Genomic DNA, 21,698 nt, shown 5'->3' with positions numbered 1-21,698 from the left:
AAAAAAATCTAGGAGGATTATTTAATGAAAAAAATATTATCACTTATAACAGTTGCAGCTTTAGTTTTAAGTTTAGCCATGACAGGCTGCGCAGCAAAAACTGAACAACCTGCAGCAGAAAAACCTGCAGCAGAAGCACCAGCAGCACCAGCAGAAAAAGTAACATTAAAATTTGGTACTACAACTGCAGACACATCTACTTGGACTTTAGGAGCAAAAAAATTCGCTGAAATAGTTGGCGAAAAAACTGATGGAAGAATTGAAGTTAAAGTATATCCAAATGAACAGCTTTCAGGTGGAAATCAGAGCAAGGGTATTGAAATGCTTATGTCAGGTTCAACAGATATAACATTCCACTCTAACATCATATATTCAGTAATGGATGAAAGATTCGGAGTTATAAGCTTACCATTCTTAATTTCTGATACTGCAACTGCTGATAAATTACTTGGCGGCGAAGCTGGAGAATCATTAAATAAAATATTGCTTGAAAAAAATATAGTAGGTCTTGGATATGGTGAAAATGGATTCAGACAATTGACAAACAGCGTAAAATCTGTAGAAACACCTGCAGATATGGCTGGAATGAAAATTAGAATTCCTGGAATCAAAATGTTTATTTCTCTTTTCAAAGCTTTAGGTTCAGATCCTATAACAATGAACTTTGGTGAAGTATTTACTGCATTACAACAAGGTACAATTGATGGACAAGAGAATCCAACAGACGTTATTTCATCTTCTAAAATCAATGAAGTACAAAAATATATGACTGTATGGAACTATTCATATGATGCAATCATTCTTGGTATGAACAAAGATAAATTTGAAAGCTTCAGTGCAGAAGATCAACAAATATTAAAAGATGCTGCAAAAGAAGCATGTGATTACCAAAAACAATTAAACAGAGATAAAGCTGATGAACAAACTCAACAGTTTATTGATGGTGGCATGACAGTTAACACATTAACACCAGAACAAACAGAACTATTCAAAGAAGCAGTTCAACCAGTATATACTGAATATGAACCAATTATGGGAAAAGATCTTATAGATGCTTTCAGATAATAATATATTATAGTCAAAAATATAAGTCCTAATTAGGACTTATATTTTTTATTATACGTTTATAACCATTATTGGGCAAGGAGATGCAGAAATTACTTTTTGAGTTACAGAGCCAATAAAAAATCTTTCTATGGTAGAGAAACCGCGCCTTCCAATTACTATAAAATCAAAATTTCCTTCAGCTGCCATCTTAACAATTTCTTCAGCAACTTTTCCAACAATGACTCTTTGGTCAACTTTTAAGTCGGAACACTCTAAATTTCTGACAAGGATATTAAGCATTCTTGTTTCTTCATGTATAAGCTGTTTTAACATGGCTTTACGGTTTGCTACAAATGCATTTTCTACAGACATTCCAAAGTAAGAATATTTATCCTCTGTTGGGAGATTCACAACTGTTAAGAATGTTAGTTCAGCGTTAACAAGTCTTCCTATAGATACAGCTTTTTCTGCAGCTTTTTGAGAAGCAGCTGATCCATCAACCGGTATCAATACTTTTTTCATTACGACCCCCTTTTTTAGTATTTTAGATTATTTAGTATTTGTTTTAATTACTACTTTTGATTTTCATGTACTGTTAATACAGGACATGACGCATCAGATATAACCCTGTATGTTACGGAACCTACAAAGAAACGTTTTATTTTTGAATAACCTCTTTGACCCATTACAATCAAATCGTAATTACCTTCAGATGCTTCCCTTAAAATTTCTTCATAAGGAATACCTGAAGCGATTTTTTTACTTATTGTAATATCAGAAGTATCCAAGCTGTCTATTATAGAATCCATCATTTTCTTTTCGTTCTCTTTTAACTTCTCTTTCAGTTTTTTCATTTCAGGATCTACAAGCACTCCAAATTTATTGTACATGGATACATCAGGTTCGTTTATTACAGTAATAAACAATACACTGCTGTGAAATTGCCTTGCGATTTCCAGAGCTTTTGCTGCCGCATTTTGGGAAGCTGTTGAACCGTCTATCGGGACTAATATTTTTTTCATATTTTTCCTCCAATATCTGAATTTTTATTTTATAGAAATTACTTCTTTATATATTTATACCGTAATTTGATTAAGTATAATCAGAATTATTAATAAAAACTAAATATTTTAATAATGTATCCCTATTAATAATAACTTGAGGCATATAACTTCATGTGATATAATTTATAGTACTAACAGTTATGTGCGATAAAAGATTCAGCCGGAGGAAAAATGGAATTATTAAATACATTAAATGAAAAACAAAGAGAAGCTGCAGCTCATGACGAGGGGCCGATTCTTGTTATAGCAGGTGCGGGGACAGGGAAGACAAGAGTGCTTACTCATAGAATTGCTAATTTAATAAGTACAGGAAAAGCAATGCCTTGGGAAATTCTTGCTATTACATTTACAAATAAGGCAGCTAATGAAATGAAGGAAAGAATAGGACAACTTATTGACTATTCTGTTGATAAAATGTGGATAGGAACATTTCACTCCGTATGTGTGAGAATATTAAGAAGAGATATTGATAAAATAGATTATGATAAAAATTTTGTAATTTTTGATACGAGTGATCAAAAAATTATATTGAAAGATTGTATAAAAGAATTAGACTTAGATACGAAGAAATATAATATTAATGTTATTAAATCTGTTATCAGCAATGAGAAAAACAAAAGAAACAATTCAGATAAATTTATTGCTGAAAATTACAGCAATTTTTTCATGCGCAACGTGGGAGAAGTCTATGCTCTTTATGAAAAAAAATTAAAAGCTGCAAATGCTTTGGATTTCGACGATTTAATAGTGAAAGCTTTAAAACTTCTGGAAAAAGAACAGGATGTAAGAGAAACTTACCAGGAGCGTTTTAAATATATTCTTGTGGATGAGTATCAAGATACCAATTTGGTTCAGTATAATTTGGTAAAAATTTTAGGCAAGAAAAAAGGCGGAGAAAATAACGTCTTTGTAGTAGGCGATGAAGATCAGTCCATTTATGGATGGAGAGGCGCAGACATAACTAATATACTTAATTTTGAAAAAGATTTTGAAGGAGCCAAGACTGTAAAACTTGAAAAAAATTACCGTTCAACCAATATAATATTGAATGCAGCAAACGGCGTTATTAAAAATAACTGTCAACGAAAAGGTAAAAATTTATACACTGACTTTCAGGACGGCAATTTAATACGTGTGTTTGAATTGGACAATGAAAAGGACGAAGCATTTACTGTTGCTGCATTAATGAGAAAAGAAAACAGGGAAAATTCGATTGATTATTCGCAAATGGCAATTCTCTACAGAACTAATGCTCAATCGAGAGCATTAGAAGAAGGATTGATGAGAGAAGGAATTCCATATAAAATAGTTGGAGGTCAGAAGTTCTACGAAAGAAAAGAAATTAAAGATCTTGTGGCTTATTTAATGCTTATATACAATCAAAAAGATGGTATCAGCTTTGACAGAATCATAAATGTTCCAAGAAGAAAAATAGGACCTAAAACAATAGACATTTTAAACGAGTATGCAAGCAAGAATGATTTGTCTAAGTTTGAAGCGTGTTTCGATTCAGGAGAACTGGGATTAACACCATCTGCGACTAAGAGCCTTGAAGATTTCGTTTCTATGATGGAAATGCTAATGATTAAAAAGGACTTGATGAGCATTTCAGACTTTATAAAGGAAGTTTGGGAAGTTACAGGATATAAGTCAATGCTTCTTGAAGATGGTACTGTTGAGGGAAGAAGCCGCATAGAAAATGTGGATGAATTTTTGTCTGCTGCAAAAGATTTTGAAGAAAGATATGAGGAAAACAGTCTGGAAGATTTCCTTGCACACATTTCTTTGCTGGCAGATGTTGACAAAACGGACGAGAAAATTGATTGTGTTACCCTTATGACTGTACACAGCGCAAAGGGACTGGAATATGATACAGTATTTATAACAGGACTTGAAGAAGGAATTTTTCCAATAATTCATGAGGGAGAGGATGATGACATAGAAGAAGAAAGAAGACTTTTCTATGTTGCAATTACAAGAGCAAAAAGAATGCTTTACATCACTCATGCAAACGACAGGATGCGTTTCGGAAGCCATGAAATGAAAGCAAGATCAAGGTTTCTAAATGAAATACCTAAGGAATGCATTGAAGACAACAATCCAATGTCCTTTGGCAGTAAAAAATTTGAATTACCGGAAGCAAGCATATCACAGAAAAAAACTTCTTATTTAAGAGATAATTTTTTTAAATGCGATACTAATTACGCCCAGCAAGAAAGGAAACCCAAACTCAAGTCAGATAAAATTCAAGCTGGTGACAAGGTTGTGCATAAAGCTTGGGGAGAAGGTACTGTTGTGCAGCTTAAACAAGACGGCAGTGAAACAATAGCAGTCATAGCTTTTGAAAATAAAGGTATAAAAAATGTTATTTTGGGCTATGCTCCAATTGAGAAAATATAATTATGAAGGTGTAATATGGATGATAAGCTTCCTTTGATGAAAGAAAAAATTAGAGTTCTAAATGAAGCCGGTAAGGCTTATTATCAGGAAAATAGAGAAATAATGTCCAATTTTGAATATGACAAGCTGTATGACGAACTTGTTGAAATTGAAAAAAGTACAGGAATTGTTTTATCAAACAGTCCTACAATTCATGTTGGTTATGAGCTTTTATCAAATTTACCAAAAGAGCGTCATGAAAAAGTTATGCTTTCTTTAGATAAAACAAAGGAAGTATCCGTACTTAAAGACTGGTTGGGTCCTAAGGATGGTATTTTGTCATGGAAACTTGATGGTCTTACGATTGTAATGACATATGAAGATGGTAAGCTTGTGAAGGCAGTTACAAGAGGAAATGGAGAAATTGGTGAAGTTATTACTAACAATGCTAAAGTATTTGCAAATGTTCCTGTTTCCATTGCTCATAAAGGAAGTTTGATTTTAAGGGGAGAAGCTGTCATAAGCTATGCTGATTTTGAAAAAATCAACAATGAAATTCCGGATGCAGATGCAAAGTACAAAAATCCAAGAAATTTATGCAGCGGTTCAGTGAGACAGCTTAACAATAAAATTACTGCTGAAAGAAATGTTCGTTTTAATGCTTTTTCACTGGTTAAAGCAGATGATGTGGATTTTAAAAATTCCAGGTCTGTTCAGCTTGACTGGCTGAAAAGCTTAGGATTTTCTGCTGTTGAATATAAAAAAGTAAATTCAAATAATATTGAAGAAACAGTACAGTGGTTTGCAGAGCATATTGCAGAAAATGATCTGCCATCAGACGGTTTGGTCTTAATTTATGATGATATATCATACGGTGAGTCCTTAGGAACAACTGCTAAATTTCCAAGAGATTCAATAGCTTTTAAATGGAGAGATGAAATTAAAGAAACAACGCTATTGGAAATAGAGTGGAGTGCATCACGAACAGGTTTAATAAATCCTATTGCAATATTTGAACCTGTAGAGCTTGAAGGAACTACAGTGAGCCGTGCCAGCGTACATAACTTAAGCATAATGGAGAGCTTGGAACTGGGGATAGGGGATAGAGTAAGTGTCTACAAAGCAAACATGATTATTCCTCAAATATCAGACAACTTAACCAGAAGCGGAAACATACAAATACCACACAGCTGCCCTGTGTGTGGCGGTGAAACCAAAATAAGAAATGAAAATGGTATTAAAACTTTATATTGCGTGAATGATGATTGCTTGGCTAAACAAATTAAATCTTTTACTCATTTTGTGAGCCGCGATGCACTAAACATAGAAGGTTTATCAGAGGCAACATTAGAAAAGCTAATAGCTAAAGGATTAGTTAAAGAGCTTGCTGATATATTCCATTTAGAAAAGTTCAAAGAAGAAATAACTAAAATGGAGGGTTTTGGAGAAAAATCTTTCAACAATTTAGTTGCTTCTATAAATAAATCAAGACATACAAATGCTGCAAGACTTCTTTACAGTTTGGGCATCCCTAACATAGGATTGTCAAATGCTAAACTTATAAGCAGGAAATTCAACAACAACTGGAGCAAAATTGAAAGTGCTTTTTTTGAAGATTTAATTGAAATAAGTGGAATTGGCGATGTCATGGCCAAAGGGTATGTTGAATTTTTCAATGATGAAAAAAAGAAAACAATTATTGAAGATGTATTAAAAGAAGTGGAGTTTGAAGAAAATCAAGAAACACCTTCTGAACAAATATTTGAAAATATTAATTTTGTTATAACAGGTTCGGTAGAACAGTTTAAAAATAGGGATGAATTAAAAGAAGAAATAGAAAAAAGAGGTGGAAAGGTTACAGGCAGTGTAACTTCAAAAACAAACTTTTTAATAAATAATGACAACCTGTCCCCTTCGTCTAAAAATAAAAAAGCCAAGGAACTGAGCATAAGCATTATTACTGAGAATCAATTTGTTGAGTGGCTTAACGGTATAAAACCAGAATGATATAGTTAGAAATAAATGGTGGAGGGAAAAATGGTATTTAGAATTTTTTTGTATTTCGGCCTTATGGCAGTGGGCTGGATGTTAAGCAGCAAAGGATTGATACATAAGAAACTCATGGGGAAGATTTCGATAATTCAAACATTAATTTTATTTGGATTAATATTTATAATGGGAATAAGGGTTGGTATGGATGAACAGGTAGTATCTTCAATAGGGCAAATAGGAATTATGGCCGCTGTGTTTGCTGTTTCAACTGCAGGGTTTAGCATTCTATTTGTTTATATTGCGAGAAAAAAATTTATTACTGATAAAAATATTACAGGGGGCATAAATGACTAAGAAAATATTGTTGGTTTTGGCTTTTGGTATAGTACTAGGATTATCTGTACTTCCTGACAGCATTTATAACAGCACAGGCTTAATGCTTGACATAGGACTTTGCCTTTTATTGTTTTTCGTTGGAATAGATATTGGGAACAATAAAGATACATTTAAAAATTTGAGAAATGTTGGATTTAAAATGCTTATAGTTCCTGCAGCAACAGCAATTGGAAGTTTGTTTGGAGGAGTGGTTTGCAGTATAATATTTCATATGAATATTTTTGGAGCATTGGCCGTTGCCTCTGGCTTTACATGGTATACTTTATCAGCTATAATAATTACACCCATATCAGCAGAACTTGGAGCAATCGCTTTTTTATCAAATGTTTTCAGGGAAATAATTGCATTTATAAGTATTCCGTTTATAGCTAAGCATATAGGATATCTGGAAACAATAGCAGTAGGAGGAGCAATAAGCATGGATACAGGGCTTCCTATAATTACAAAAAATACAAGTCAAGAAATTGTCATTATTTCTTTTATAAGCGGTATTATCATATCATTGTTAGTACCGGTATTAGTTCCGATTTTTGTAGGACTTATGTGATGTTACAAAAACAGTAGACTCAATAAACTTGGCAAGTTTATTAAGTGCCTAATAATTTCTGAATCTATTGTTTAATCAATTGTTAAATAAGGAGTTAAATTATGACCAGAATATATTTTACAAGACATGGCGAAACAGAATGGAACAAGCAAAAAAGATTTCAAGGTAACAAGAATTCTGCGTTGACAGAAAAAGGGATACTGGCTGCAGAACTCTTATCAAGCCGTATTGAGGAAATAGATCTTGACTGTATAATATCAAGCCCGTTAATGAGGGCATATCACACTGCTGAAATATTAAGAGGCAATAGAAATATTGAAATTATAAAGCATGATGGATTTAAAGAAATAAATTTGGGGGATTTTGAAGGGCTCCGATATGATGAAATAAAACTAAGCTGTAGCGATGTATTAAATAAAATAGAAGATGATCCATTTAATAACTGCTATCCGAACGGAGAAAATTTATTGGAATTTTATAAAAGGGTGGAGAAATCATTTAAAGAAATAATAAGTAAATATAAACATAAAAATACTTTGATAGTTGCACATGGAGGTACAATCAAATGCATAGAATCTTATATAAGAAATTTCCAAATAGATAAGGACTGGATGGGAAGCGTAGTGAATAATTGTAGTTTGTCGTGTGTTGAAGTAGATGAAAATAATGAAATAAAAGAAATTTTTTATAATGATACCCAACATTTAAAAGGAAGTTTATCATACAATTAATGCAAATTTTAAAAAAGTTTGACGAAATTGCCCGGGAAATAGTAAAAAAAATCGAAAAATACGAGAAAATCATTTTGCAATTGATTAAATTGAGCACTATGATTTTTTTATAATATTTTTTGCATAATAATAAAAGGCTGTAAACGATTGCATGTTGTTTTTTATTAATTAAAAATAATAAAATAAAGTTTAAATCATTATAATTTAATTTTATTAAATAAAAATATTGAATAATTAATTAAACAATGTTAAACTTACTTTCATGAAAATATAAATTGAATATAGCTGAATGCAGTATAAAGATTGGAGGATTAGATGAAAAAATTTAAAAGAGTCTTGGTTGCAAATCGCGGAGAAATTGCTATAAGGGTTTTTAGAGCTTGCGAAGAATTAGGCATAAGAAGTGTTGCAATTTATTCTGAAGAAGATAAAAATTCACTTTTTAGAACAAAAGCTGACGAATCTTATCGAATTGGTAAGAATAAAAAACCGGTAGATGCTTATCTGGGAATAGATGAAATAATTAGTTTGGCTAAATCAAAGGGTGTTGACGCAATTCATCCTGGATATGGTTTCTTATCCGAAAATGTTGAATTTGCCCGTAAATGCGAAGAAGAAGGAATTACTTTTATTGGACCGGATTACATAATGATGAGCAAACTCGGAGATAAAATTAAATCAAAAATAGTTGCTAATTCTGTGGGAGTACCTACAATTCCTGGAATTGAAGAAGCAGTTAAATCAGAAGATGATGCAAGGAGATTTGCTGATTTTTGTGGTTATCCTGTTATTTTAAAAGCTTCTGCAGGCGGTGGTGGAAGAGGTATGCGTATTGTATGGCGCGAAGAAGATTTGTTGAGAGAATTCAAGAGTGCTCAGAGTGAAGCAAAAAAAGCATTTGGAATAGATGATATATTTATAGAAAAATATTTAGAAAAACCAAAACATATTGAGGTGCAAGTTCTAGGGGACAATTATGGAAATCTTGTTCATTTATACGAGAGAGATTGTTCTATCCAAAGAAGACATCAAAAGGTTGTTGAATTTACTCCTGCTATAAGCATTACAGAAGAACAGAGACAAGCAATCTGCAGTGATGCCGTAAAATTAGCAAAAGCAGTTAATTATAGAAGTGCCGGAACATTAGAGTTTTTAGTGGATAAAGAAGGCAGACATTATTTCATAGAAATGAATCCAAGAATTCAGGTTGAGCATACAGTTACAGAAATGATAACAGGCATAGATATTGTTCAGTCTCAAATTCTCATAGCTGAAGGTTATAGACTTGATTCTGAAGAAGTAAATATAAAATCACAAGAAGCAATCGAACATAGAGGTTATGCAATACAATGCAGAGTTACTACTGAAGATCCTGCTAACAATTTTGCTCCTGATACAGGAAAAATTGATATGTATAGAACTGGTTCTGGTTTTGGAATAAGACTTGATGGTGGTAATGGTTTCACAGGAGCTGAAATAAGCCCATATTATGACAGCCTTTTAGTTAAGATAATTTCTCATTCCAGAACTTTTAATGATGCAATAAACAAAAACGCAAGAGCATTGAAAGAATTAAAAATTCATGGAGTTAAAACTAATACTGGATTTCTTTTAAATGTTTTAAACCACGATACATTTAAAAAAGGACAATGTGATACAGGATTTATAGCAGAGAATCCTTCTTTGTTAAATGTAAGAGGCGGAGAAGACAAAGAATTAAAGGTTTTAAATTATATCGGCAATATTGTTGTTAATGAAACTAAAGGAGTTAAACCTCAATTTGACGTTCCTCGTGCACCTAAATTTGCAAGTAAAGATGTTAAGCTCGGATTAAAGCAATTATTAGATTCAAAAGGACCAAAGGAAGTATCAAATTGGGTTTTGAATGAGAAAAAATTATTGCTTACAGATACTACAATGCGAGATGCTCATCAATCATTGATGGCTACACGCGTAAGAACTGTTGATATGGAAAAAATTGCTCCGGCTATGGCACATATGGCAAGCGATTTGTTTTCCGTAGAAATGTGGGGCGGAGCTACATTTGACGTTGCATACAGATTCTTGAAAGAAGACCCATGGGAAAGACTAAAAACATTAAGAGAAAAAATGCCAAATATTTTGTTCCAGATGCTTTTGCGAGGAGCAAATGCAGTAGGATATAAAAATTATCCTGACAATGTAATAAGAGAATTTGTAAAATCATCTTCTAAAGCAGGAATTGATGTGTACCGTATTTTTGACTCATTGAACTGGGTAGAAGGTATGGAAGTTGCAATTGATGAAGTTTTAAATCAAAATAAAATTGTCGAAGCAAGCATTTGCTATACTGGTGACATACTTGATGAAACCAGAGATAAATATTCATTAAAATATTATGTTGATTTGGCTAAAAAGCTTGAAAAAAGAGGAGCGCATATATTGGCAATAAAGGATATGTCTGCACTCTTAAAACCTATGGCTGCTGATAAGCTTATCAGGGCTCTTAAAAATGAATTGACAATTCCAGTTCATTTGCACACACATGATACGAGCGGAAATGGTGTCGTTACCGTCTATGCTGCTGCTAATGCAGGTGTGGATATTGTAGATACAGCCTTTAACTCAATGGCAGGATTAACAAGCCAGCCACCTTTAAATTCAGTAATAGCTGCATTAAACAATACAGAAAGAGATACAATGCTTAATTCAGATGACATGCAAAAAATATCTGATTACTGGGAAGCAGTAAGACCTGTTTACAGCAAATTTGAATCAGGCTTAAAAACCGGTACAGCAGAAATTTATAAATACGAAATACCCGGAGGCCAGTATTCTAACTTAAAACCACAAGTAGAAAGCTTTGGTCTAGGTCACAGATTTGAAGAAGTTAAGGAAATGTTCAAAACAGTCAATGAAATGCTTGGAGATATAGTAAAAGTAACACCTTCTTCAAAAGCAGTAGGGGATATGGCAATATTTATGGTTCAGAATGATTTAAATGCTGAAAACATATATGAAAAAGCAAAAGACATGGACTTCCCTGATTCTATAGTATCTTATTTTGAAGGTATGATGGGTCAGCCAGAAGGAGGTTTTCCTGAAAAATTAAGCAAACTCGTGCTAAAAGGCAAAGAACCAATTAAATGCAGACCGGGTGAATTGCTGCCAGCAGAGGATTTTGATACGATTAAGAAAATGCTTCAAGAAAAACATGGATTGGAAGGAACTGATGAAGAAGCATTAAGTTACGCTTTATATCCAAAGGTTTTTGAAGATTATTTAAAGAATGTTGCTGAAGAAGGCAATTTAAGACTTATGGGAAGCGACATATTTTTCCATGGACTGGAAGAAGGCGAAACTTGTGGTGTTAAAATTGCTGAAGGTAAGAAACTCAGCATTAAGCTCGTAGAAGTTAAAGCAAATGATGATGGTACTAAAGACCTGGTATTTGAAGTGAACGGAAACAGAAGGGTAGTTACTATAAAAGATAGAAATGCTATAAACTTAAAAAGCGCATCTGTAGAAAAAGTTATGGCAGATACAGGCAATCAATATGAAATTGGTGCAAATATACCAGGCAATGTGTACAAAATTGTTGTTAAGCAAGGAGACAAAGTAGAAGCCGGCCAGCCAATAGCTGTTTTAGAAGCAATGAAAATGGAAACAAATGTTATTGCTCCATTAGCCGGAACAGTTGCTAAAATATATGTTAAAGAAAACCAACGTGTAGTAGCAGGAGAATTAATAGCTGAATTAGAATAATAAAATAAAAAGATGAGATTCTTCAGTTTGCGCCTTCAGAATGACAGTATATGTCATCCTGAGCGTTAGCGAAGGATCTCATTTTTTATCATTTTATTAACAAACCCTCTTTTTATTGCGAATTAACATGAAATATTTTATAATTAAATAAATTGTTTTGGAGGTGTTGATATGTGTAAATTTAACGTAGCATTATTGCAGATTTCAGTTTATGATAATAAAGAAAAGAATATTAACAATGCAGTGAAAATGATTGAGCAAGTATCAAAAGAAGGTGCAGATATTGTTGTATTGCCTGAAATGTTTTGCTGTCCCTATGATAATTCGTATTTCAAAGCATTCGGGGAAGAAGAAGGTGGCATTGCGTATAAAGCTATTAGTAAAGCTGCCAAAGAATTTGGAATCTATGTAGTTGCCGGAACTATTCCGGAATTAGATGGTGACAAAATATACAACACTTCATACGTATTTAATAAAAAAGGAGAACAAATAGCAAAGCACAGGAAAATGCATTTATTTGACATTGATATAGAGGGAGGCCAATATTTCAAAGAATCAGATACATTTACACCTGGAAGTGACGTTACTGTTTTTGAAACTGAATTTTGCAAAATCGGTCTTGCTGTATGCTATGATGTAAGATTTCCTGAATTAAGCAGACTCATGGTAAACGAAGGAGCCGAAGTAATAATTATACCGGGAGCATTTAACATGACTACTGGACCGGCACATTGGGAACTGCACTTTAGAGCAAGAGCTCTTGATAATCAGGTATATACAATTGGAGTTGCTCCCGCAAGAGATTATGAAGCATCATATTACTCGTACGGCAATTCAATTATAGCTTCACCGTGGGGCAATGTATTAAATCGTATGGACGAAAATCAAGGATACATAATTCAGGAAATTGACGTTGATTATGTGGAAAAAATCAGAAACGAACTTCCTTTATTAAAACACAGGAGAAAAGATATTTATTCATTAAATAAATTAAAGTAATATTAAATTAAAAGAGCTTTAACCCCAGATCCTGTAAAAGTTCTGAAACTTAAAAATAAGGCCAAATTGCAATGAATATGGACGCATACTTACACTTATTAGATAAGAATCTTAATTTAGACACGTTTATAGCAAAAGGAAAAATTATGGTGCAAGATAAATTTTATTTATTACGCCTTTAACATATGAAGATAATCTGTCATAATTATAAGTAAAAAGGAGATTTCTATGCGAATAATAATAGATGGAGATGCATGTCCCCAACGAGTCAAGGAAATTTGCGAACATGCTGCAAAAGATTTCGGAATTGAATTAATTATAGTAGTAGATATTGATCATTATATAGTGAGCGATTTTCAAATTATAGTTGTAGAGCAAGGAAGAGATTCAGTTGATTATAAAATTGTTCAAATATTTAAAGAAGGAGATATTTTAGTAACTCAGGATTATGGATTGGCTAGTTTAGTTTTGGGGAAAGCTACGGCGATAATTCATACTGCGGGATTTTTTATTAATAAAAATAATATTGACAGTTTATTGCAATCAAGATACATCAGCGAAAGAATCAGAAAGCAGGGAGGCAAAACCAAGGGCCCATCTAAAAGGACAAAAGAACAAGATGATAATTTTAGAAAGTGTCTTTATAAAGTATTAAATGAAAAGTTGGGTAAAAACAGAGCAAATTAAAAAAATTCTTAGCTTAATCACAAGTTTTCAGTTTTCATAATGCAATTTTATGTAAACCAATATAAAATTAACCATAATGTTTAATAAATATAAAAAAATAAAATCACTAATATTATTAATAAATTAGTGATTTTATTTTATTGCAGAAATTATTTTTCTATTAAACTGTAAAGTGTGGGTATTACAATTAATGTTAGCAAAGTTGAAATCATAAGACCTGTCATTAGAGTTACAGCCATAGGTGTGAAAAATGAGCTTGCCGAAAATGCTAAAGGAACTAAGCCCACTACAGTTGTAACTGTTGTAAGCATAATTGGTCTGAATCTTCTTTTAACAGAACTTTTGCACGCTTCCTCAATTGTCAATCCGTCTTGTCTTGCTCTGTTAATGTATTCAATGAGCAATATGGCATTGTTAACAACTATGCCGAGTAAAGCTAAAAGACCTAATCCCGCTGTAAATGAAAACGGCTGATTGAATATCCACAATCCAAATATTGACCCTATTGCAGACAAGGGAACAGTCATCAAAATTATCAATGGCTGCAGCAAAGAATTGAATTGTACCATTAAAATTATAAAAATCGCAGCTAATGATATCAGTCCGGCAATACCCAAGCCTCTTAAATACTTCAACAATGTTTGTTTTTCTCCGCCATATTGGTAATTTATTTCTTCGCTTGAATAGTTATTATCTATAATATTTTCTATTTTCTTTTGAATTATTTGTGCGCTGTATCCGGAAGCAACCTCTGCTGTAATTTTAATAACAGGTGCTTTATTGTATCTTAAAGCTGACGGTTCGGCAGATTTAAGGCCTATGTGGGCAGCTTGCTTAAGCATTATTTTGTTTCCTGTTGCTGAAGATTTAATTTTAAAGTTTTCCAATTGACTGATGCTTGATATGTTTGATTTTAAAAATATGTCATATTCCTTGCCGTTTGTTCTAAATACAGTTGCATCTGTACCGCTCAATGCAATATTTATCTGACGTTGGATATCATATTTTGTCAATCCCATCATTGTTGCCATATCATCATCAATATCAACATAGTACTCTTGTTTGTTTTCAGTTGAAGTGTTGTTTATATTGTACAGTCCATCAATAGACATCAGCTCATTTTTTATGAGATTTGATTTTTCTATCAATAAGTTTCTGTCTAAACCTGTTACATAAATTTCAACATCTGATCCAGGAGCTGTTAAGGCAAGAAGTTTAGCCGTCATGTCTGCTCCTGCTATGTTTTCATTTAATTTATTTTGAATGTGCATCATAAATTCTTCTTTGTTTTTTCCAAAACTTTTATCATTTTTTAAATTAAATTTCACAATAATCTGAGAAAAATCATCTGTATCAGATCCAATTGCTGAAGTGAGATAAAACTTAGGCATGTATCCTCCAACAGAAGAAGTGATATTTTCAACGGCCGGTTCGCTGGACAGCAGTTCTTCAATTTGCTTTGTTATGTCATATGTGCTGTCTAAATCACCCTTTTTACTATTTGTAACATCAATGTATATATAGTTTTTATCTGTGTATGGAAATATTTCTAAAGGCAGTACAAAAACAGCAATTATTAAGCTTATTGCAAAAAAACCAAAAACATAATACACAGTTGATTTTTTATGATTCAAGGCAGTATTTAAAAATTTGGTGAAAAGTAATCTGGTTTTGCTGTCGTAATTATCAAGCTTAATATTTGTTTTAAAATATATTGAAGCAAAAACAGGCACTACAACAATTGAAACTATGTAGGAGAATGAAAGAGCAACAATTATAACAACCGGCATTGTTTTGATAAATTCACCCGCTTCTCCAGGCAAAACAAACAGCGTTGCCAGTGCAGCCACAGTAGTCAATGTGGATGAAAATACAGGAACTGCTGATTCCGTAACGCCCATGAGGGAAGCTTCATTATGAGACTTTCCTTCATTTAATCTTACTTGAATTGCATCAGAAACTACTATTGAATTATCTACAACCATTCCTACAGCCATAATAAGGCCTGCAATTGATATTTGTTGCAAATCTATGTGAAACAAATACATTGCTATGAATGTTGCGAAAATTGTTAAAGGCAGTGAAATTGATACAATGAGCGCATTTCGTATACCCATTCCAATTAATACTATAAGGATGACAAACAGCACTCCTTCAAATAAATTGATGATGAAATCATTGAGTGCAAGTTTAACATCATCTGGCTGAAATGTAATTTTGTCAATGCTGACTTCGGCTGGTGCAGAATTTTTAGTTTTTAATATTGATTCATTTATTTCATCCCCAACAAGAACAATGTTGTTTTCTGTTTTAAAATATGCAGCTAGAATAACTGCACTTTTACCATTGTTGTATATTTTCTTCTCATTGTCTTTTTCGCCGAAATATATGCTTGCAACATCCTTAAGCCTGACAATTCCACCGCTATCGGAAGCTGTTATAATAAGGTTTTCAATATCCTTAAGCGATTCAAAACTTTCCGGCACATCAACATTGATTTTGCCGGCAGGAGTATTAATTGCTCCGGCGGGAATTTTTAAGTTTTGAGATTGCAACAAATTGTATATGTCTTCAATAGAGACAGAATATGTGTTTAAATTCATTGCATCTATTTCTACAAAAGCTTTTTTATCAGGGCCTCCTGATATTTTAACTTTATTGATTTCATCAATATTCAAAAGCTGTTGTTTTAAATTTTCAGCGTAATTTTCAAGCTGGTCATATGTAAGACTATCCCCTGAAATGCTTAAAAGCATCCCTGCACTTTCCACCATTGATTCTGTATCAATATCCGGAGTATAGCAGCCTTCAGGCAATTCATCCTTAATGTTATCAATGTAATTTTTTAAATCCGTCCACTGCTTTTCCTTGTCAACGGTATAACTTATAGTCACAATAACTGCACTGTAATTGTCATTTGAATAGGAATCTATTTTTTCTATGCCATCAATTTTTGATACTTCTTCCTCAATTTTTTTAGTTACCAACAATTCAACATCACTTGCTGAAGCTCCGGGATAAATTGTTGTAATTAAAGCTGCCGGACTTGTAATATCAGGATTTTCCTGTCGAGGCATATAATAGTAAGATATAAATCCAAATACCATTGTAATAACAAAGGCAGCAATGACAATATATTTTTCTTTTAACAAAAATGAAATAAATTTTTTCATTCAATCACCTGTCATTCCTTTTTATTCCTTTATTTCAACCAGAAATCCATCTTTTATGTTTTTAGTTCCATTTACAATGAGTTGGTCATTGTCAGACAAACCATTAACCAGTGCTTTGTCATCTTCAATTTTAACAATATCAATGTTTTTCCTCACTGCTTTATTTTCTTCAACAATGTAAACATAATTGACACCGTCGTTTAATATATAAGGTATTTCAATATATATTCCTGTACCTTGTCCTATTATTAATTCAACCTGGCCAATGGAACCAATGTAGAATTTTTTATCGGTATCACTTATAAATATGTCAACGTTAAAAGTTCTTGAAGTATCATCAGGAGTCTGGCTTATGTCAACTATTTTACCATTATAATTTTCATTGTTTATGGTTATCAATGCAGTCATTCCAAGTGATAATTTTTCAACATCTTCCTGAGTTGCTCCTATGCTTATAACTTGATTTTCACTTTGCACCAATATTGCAGGATAACCTTGAGGTACAATTTCTCCGGCTTCATACAAAATATCTGCAACATAACCTTTAGTATCGCAAATTAGAGTAGCATCATTAAAAAGTTTTTTTATAGCGTCATAATTTGTTTGAGCCAGTCCATACTGAGATTTGGCAGAAGCAATATCTTCCTTGCGAGTGCCGGCGTTGGCTTTTTTAAGGAGTTCCTGTGCTTGCTCTAATTCTTTTTCGGCAATATTCAAGCTTAATTCTGCTTCTTTAAAACTTGACTCTGATACAGCACCTTCATCAAAAAGAGTTTTAATATCTTCATATAGTTTCTGAGCATAATCATAAGCTGCCTGGGCTTTTTCTACATTGAGCTTTGCGGCATTGATATCTTCGTCCTGTGCACCTGTCAGTGCTTTTTCATATTGAGAGTATGCTGCATCAGCTTGATTTTTAGCTGCATCAACTTGATATTGCATATCAGATTTGTCAAGTTCTAGCAAAATGTCTCCTTCATTTACTGCTTGACCAACACTAACTTGTACGGATTTTAATTTGCCGCCTGACTTAAAGGAATATTTTTTCAGTGAATCACTTTTAACCACTCCCATATAACTTAATACAGAATCTGTATTTTCAGAAAAAACTGTTTTAGTTTCCACCAATATAGAGTTTTGAAAAACTGCAGCATTTTCGGTGCTGCAGCTTGTAATGAATAAAGTCATTATTAATAGCGGTAAAATTTTTTTCATATTACACCTCATATTAAATTCAAATGGTGAATGATATTATTTTTCAATGCTTTCAACTACATCATCTACAATTTTTTCTGAAGATGATTTGTTGTACATTTTTTTCATGTTCTTTCTCATGGCATTTAACATTGTTGGGTCATTTATGAGTTCTATAGTGCTGTTAACAATTTGATATGCGTTGTCTGCAATGATAGCTGCACCCTTTTTTTCAAAATACAAGGCATTTTCTTTTTCTTGCCCGGGAACGGGTTTAATAATCACAAGAGGAATTTGTACAGCCAATGCTTCGCTTAAAGTGATTCCACCTGACTTAGTAATCATGCAGCTTGAAATTTTATATAATTCATCTATGTTTTCAATAAAACCAAAAACTTTTAAATTTTTCAACCCTAGTTCATCTAGTTTTGCTTTCTGCAATTTGTTGTTGCCGCAAACTACAGCAACTTGTATGGTTTTATTTTTGCACAGCTCAATGCATACTTTTTTAATGTCCCTGAAAACTCCAAAGGCTCCTGAATTTATCAAAACTATTTTTTTGCCTCTTCTGAAGTTAAATTTTGTATAAAGCTTTGATAAATTATCTATTTCTTCAAATGCATCTCTTACAGGGATACCAGAAACCACGGTTTTTTCAACTGGTATGTTCATTTTTTTCAATTCTTCCTGAAGCTCGTTTGTTGCTATATAAAATTTGTCGATTTCTTCACTTATCCAAAGCTTGTGAACATAAAAATCTGTGACAATATTAAAAACTGGTACGTTTTTATTATTGTTATTTTTTATTTTCAATGGTGATAATATTGGAAATGTGTTTATAATTAAATCTGGATTAAACTCTTTAGTAATTTCTTCTAATTTTTTCAATCCAAAAATCCTGTATAATTCAATTACCCTTTTATCTGTAAGCTTTTCTGATCCATAATATAATTTGGAATATGCATCTCCAAAATCATAACTTTTTATGTATGCTCTTTTTATTGTTTCTGTAATTTTAGGATGTGCTTCTGTAAATAAATCCACTACATATACATTATTGTAACCTTTGTTTATGAATGCATTTTTTAAAGCTGTAGCAACCATTTTATGTCCATTGCCAAAAGGTGCCGTTGTAATTAAAATATTTAAATTCATAGTTCCTCCAAATATAATGCAATCTAAAAAATCATATGTTCTGATTGTACATCGTATAAAATATTATAATATATATCTTCAATTAGTTAAAGAGTATTTGTTGTAAATATTTTGTATATTTGAACATCATTGACTAAATACATACCTTCTTATATAATAAAGATTATCTGGACTGGTTTTTATAATATTCGTAGTGATGAGGTTTAATTGATAAATATGAATATAAATGAAATTGAAAGTAAATTAAAAAATGTAGAACCAAAACCAATTGATGAAGATCCTAGATTTTCAGTATTAGTTCCTTTGATTGAAATAGATGAAGAAATTAATTTATTATATGAAGTAAGATCAAAAAAAATAAAGCAGCCAGGAGACATATCATTTCCGGGTGGGAAAATAGAAGAATGTGAAAGCCCGGTATATGCTGCTGTGAGGGAAACAGAAGAAGAGCTTGGAATAAAAAAAGAAAATATTGAAATAATTTCTGAACTTGATTATGCTACAAGCAAGAATGGTTCTTTTGTATATTCTTTTCTCGCATATGTTAAAAATGTGAATGTATCAGAAATAGAATATAGCAGGGATGAAGTATCAGAACTGTTTTGCGTTCCCATATCATTTTTTTTGGAAAACGAGCCGAAAAAGCATTACATGAATTATTATCCTCAGGCAGACAATGATTTTCCATATAACTTGGTAAATGACGGAGAAAATTACGATTGGGGCAATATAAGGCACCCGGTATATTTTTACAAATACGGTGATTATGTAATTTGGGGACTTACAGCTAAAATAACTTACAGTTTCATAAATAAAATAAAAAAACATGTTCTTTAAATTGTATAAATGTACTTTATGTATGAAATAATTGTTCAACGCGTTACTTTGTAAAATTAAAAAAATATTTTTCTAAAAACTGTTGCATTTTTTTATTTAGTATAATATAATAATTAGAAAATATACTCAACTAAATTAGTAGGAAATACAATGAAGAAGGAAAGTAATATATATTGAATTTCAAGAGAGAGTATCTATTAGCTGAAAAGATGCTTATAGGATATATATGTGAAGTGCCCTTTGGAGTACAGCACCGAAATTATAATTAAAGTAGGCTGCTGCGGGATTTATCCGTTAAAATAAAATAGCATGATAGTGCTAAATCAAGGTGGGCAGTAATATGCCAAAATGAGTGGAACCGCGGACATACTCCGTCTCTAATATAGAGGCGGAGTTTTTGTATGCCCTAACCCCATTTTTCAGAGTGTTTTTTCTGAAAAATGGCGGTAGGTCAACCGCAACGAGTTCCCAATTTATGTGAGCGATAGCGAGCAAATAAATTGGTGAACGAGACTGCGTATGCCCTGCATGACTTGACCCAATTTGTTCGAGCGGCAGCGAAGTACAAATTGCGGTAAGTCAGCCGCAATGAGCACCAAATTTGTGCGACGCAAGGAGCAAACAAATTTGTGTTGCGAGACTGTGAACCCCATTTTTTCGACCAAAGGGAGAAAAAAATGGCCGATTACACATGCATTTGCTATAAAAATAATTTCCGGTTTAGTGGTCAATGAAAAGGATGGTAATATATGAATAACTACACAACATTAAAATTAATAGGCAACACTCCAATAGTTCAACTGCCGGGAGAAAATATTTTTATAAAGATGGAAAAATTTAATCCAGGTGGAAGCATTAAGGATAGAACAGCATTAGGAATGATTGAGGATGCAGAAAACAATGGATATTTAAAAAAGAACAGCATAATTATTGAACCAACCAGCGGAAATACAGGCATTGGTTTGGCATTGATTGGTAGAATTAAAGGATATAAAGTGATAATTACTATGCCGGAAACTATGAGCGTTGAAAGACGCAATATTATAGCTGCATATAGTGCAACACTTATTTTAACCGAAGGTCAAAAAGGAATGACAGGAGCAATTGCAAGGGCAAATGAAATGTTAAAAGAAGACAAAAAATATTTCATGCCCGATCAATTCAACAACCCTGCAAATTCCAAAATTCACTACAGCACTACCGCAGAAGAAATAATTCATCAATTAAATGATTTGGATATATTTACAGCTTCTGTAGGAACAGGAGGAACTCTTTCCGGAGTTGCAAAAAGACTTAAAGAGTACAATAAAAATATTATTATTGCAGGAGCTGAACCTGCTAGATCAGCAGTAATTTCTGGTGGAAATCCTGCACCTCATAAAATTCAAGGTATTGGAGCCGGGTTTATACCTGGAACTTACAACGGAGATAATGTAGACGAAATATTGACTGTATCAGACGAAGAAGCAATAGATACTGCTGTTGAAGTATCAGCTAAAACAGGAATTTTAGTTGGTATATCCACAGGAGCAAATGTAGCAGCAGCAAGAAAGCTGTCATTAAAATATAGCGGCAACAAAAAAATATTGACTGTATCTCCAGATGGCGGAGAAAAATACTTGTCTATGATTAAGTATTTTTAGAAAGGAATGATATTATGATAAGATTTATAAAGTCGATAATTGAAGATATAGATTCTGTATTTGAAAGAGATCCAGCGGCAAGAAATAGAATGGAAGTATTGCTTTTGTAT

At 32.6% G+C, this 21,698-nt stretch carries 16 protein-coding genes and 1 other annotated feature; of the genes, 11 read left to right on the top strand and 5 right to left on the bottom strand.

The genetic code is table 11. From position 1 onward, the window contains the following. Positions 1–24 precede the first annotated feature (24 nt). Positions 25–1,065 carry a DctP family TRAP transporter solute-binding subunit gene (locus SA378_RS03730; protein ID WP_318524642.1) on the top strand — a complete coding sequence of 347 codons (1,041 nt, stop codon included), beginning with the start codon at positions 25–27 and terminating at the stop codon, positions 1,063–1,065. Between the two features lie 51 nt (positions 1,066–1,116). On the opposite strand, the gene SA378_RS03725 is transcribed toward SA378_RS03730, so the two are convergent. Together SA378_RS03725 and SA378_RS03720 are read right to left on the bottom strand one after the other, a co-directional pair. Beyond that, a complete protein-coding gene (locus tag SA378_RS03725) occupies positions 1,117–1,569 on the bottom strand; it encodes a universal stress protein (protein WP_318524641.1) in 453 nt (150 codons plus the stop codon). Between the two features lie 50 nt (positions 1,570–1,619). Continuing rightward, entirely contained in the window at positions 1,620–2,069 is a 450-nt protein-coding gene (locus SA378_RS03720) for a universal stress protein (protein WP_318524640.1), read from the bottom strand. A gap of 213 nt (positions 2,070–2,282) precedes the next feature. On the opposite strand from SA378_RS03720, the gene SA378_RS03715 reads away from it, so the two are divergent. The 8 genes from SA378_RS03715 (at position 2,283) to SA378_RS03680 (ending at position 13,586) form a co-directional block, all read left to right on the top strand. Further along, entirely contained in the window at positions 2,283–4,511 is a 2,229-nt protein-coding gene (locus SA378_RS03715; protein ID WP_318524639.1) for an ATP-dependent helicase, read from the top strand. Positions 4,512–4,526: 15 nt separating this feature from the next. Then, entirely contained in the window at positions 4,527–6,497 is a 1,971-nt protein-coding gene (ligA, locus tag SA378_RS03710; RefSeq protein WP_318524638.1) for an NAD-dependent DNA ligase LigA, read from the top strand. Positions 6,498–6,527: 30 nt separating this feature from the next. After that, the gene (locus tag SA378_RS03705) at positions 6,528–6,836 is read left to right on the top strand and encodes a DUF340 domain-containing protein (protein ID WP_318524637.1); all 309 of its coding nucleotides are present in this window, start codon (positions 6,528–6,530) and stop codon (positions 6,834–6,836) included. Then, a complete protein-coding gene (locus SA378_RS03700; protein WP_318524636.1) occupies positions 6,829–7,425 on the top strand; it encodes a lysine exporter LysO family protein in 597 nt (198 codons plus the stop codon). Before SA378_RS03705 ends, SA378_RS03700 begins: the two co-directional genes overlap by 8 nt. Positions 7,426–7,526: 101 nt before the next feature. Next, positions 7,527–8,156: a histidine phosphatase family protein gene (locus SA378_RS03695; protein ID WP_318524635.1), complete on the top strand. Its 630-nt coding sequence runs from the start codon at positions 7,527–7,529 to the stop codon at positions 8,154–8,156. A gap of 315 nt (positions 8,157–8,471) precedes the next feature. Further along, positions 8,472–11,900, top strand: a complete 3,429-nt coding sequence (locus SA378_RS03690) for a pyruvate carboxylase (RefSeq protein WP_318524634.1) — start codon at positions 8,472–8,474, stop codon at positions 11,898–11,900. 171 nt (positions 11,901–12,071) lie between these two features. Then, positions 12,072–12,899 (top strand): carbon-nitrogen hydrolase family protein, encoded by an 828-nt coding sequence (locus SA378_RS03685; protein ID WP_318524633.1) that lies wholly within the window; start codon positions 12,072–12,074, stop codon positions 12,897–12,899. A gap of 228 nt (positions 12,900–13,127) precedes the next feature. Next, positions 13,128–13,586, top strand: coding sequence for a DUF188 domain-containing protein (locus SA378_RS03680; protein WP_318524632.1), 459 nt, complete (start codon positions 13,128–13,130; stop codon positions 13,584–13,586). A 149-nt stretch (positions 13,587–13,735) separates the two neighbouring features. Here SA378_RS03680 and SA378_RS03675 read toward each other — a convergent pair whose 3' ends face one another. Genes SA378_RS03675 through SA378_RS03665 form a run of 3 tightly spaced genes read right to left on the bottom strand, consistent with a single transcriptional unit; the run spans position 13,736 to position 19,108 of the window. Then, a complete protein-coding gene (locus tag SA378_RS03675; protein ID WP_318524631.1) occupies positions 13,736–16,759 on the bottom strand; it encodes an efflux RND transporter permease subunit in 3,024 nt (1,007 codons plus the stop codon). A gap of 21 nt (positions 16,760–16,780) precedes the next feature. Next, positions 16,781–17,974, bottom strand: coding sequence for an efflux RND transporter periplasmic adaptor subunit (locus SA378_RS03670; RefSeq protein ID WP_318524630.1), 1,194 nt, complete (start codon positions 17,972–17,974; stop codon positions 16,781–16,783). Between the two features lie 36 nt (positions 17,975–18,010). Further along, entirely contained in the window at positions 18,011–19,108 is a 1,098-nt protein-coding gene (locus tag SA378_RS03665; RefSeq protein WP_318524629.1) for an MGDG synthase family glycosyltransferase, read from the bottom strand. Between the two features lie 216 nt (positions 19,109–19,324). On the opposite strand from SA378_RS03665, the gene SA378_RS03660 reads away from it, so the two are divergent. Together SA378_RS03660 and cysK are read left to right on the top strand one after the other, a co-directional pair. After that, positions 19,325–19,945, top strand: coding sequence for a CoA pyrophosphatase (locus SA378_RS03660; RefSeq protein WP_318524651.1), 621 nt, complete (start codon positions 19,325–19,327; stop codon positions 19,943–19,945). Between the two features lie 141 nt (positions 19,946–20,086). Continuing rightward, positions 20,087–20,327, top strand: a binding site (T-box leader). Positions 20,328–20,694: 367 nt separating this feature from the next. Then, positions 20,695–21,588 carry a cysteine synthase A gene (gene cysK, locus SA378_RS03655; protein WP_318524628.1) on the top strand — a complete coding sequence of 298 codons (894 nt, stop codon included), beginning with the start codon at positions 20,695–20,697 and terminating at the stop codon, positions 21,586–21,588. The last annotated feature ends 110 nt before the right edge of the window (positions 21,589–21,698 follow it).

The organism is Sedimentibacter sp. (assembly GCF_033447055.1).
Classification (GTDB): Bacteria; Bacillota; Clostridia; order Tissierellales; family Sedimentibacteraceae; genus Sedimentibacter.
The sequence above is the reverse complement of the archived record's forward strand: the minus strand, read 5'-3'. Positions and strand labels throughout refer to the sequence as shown.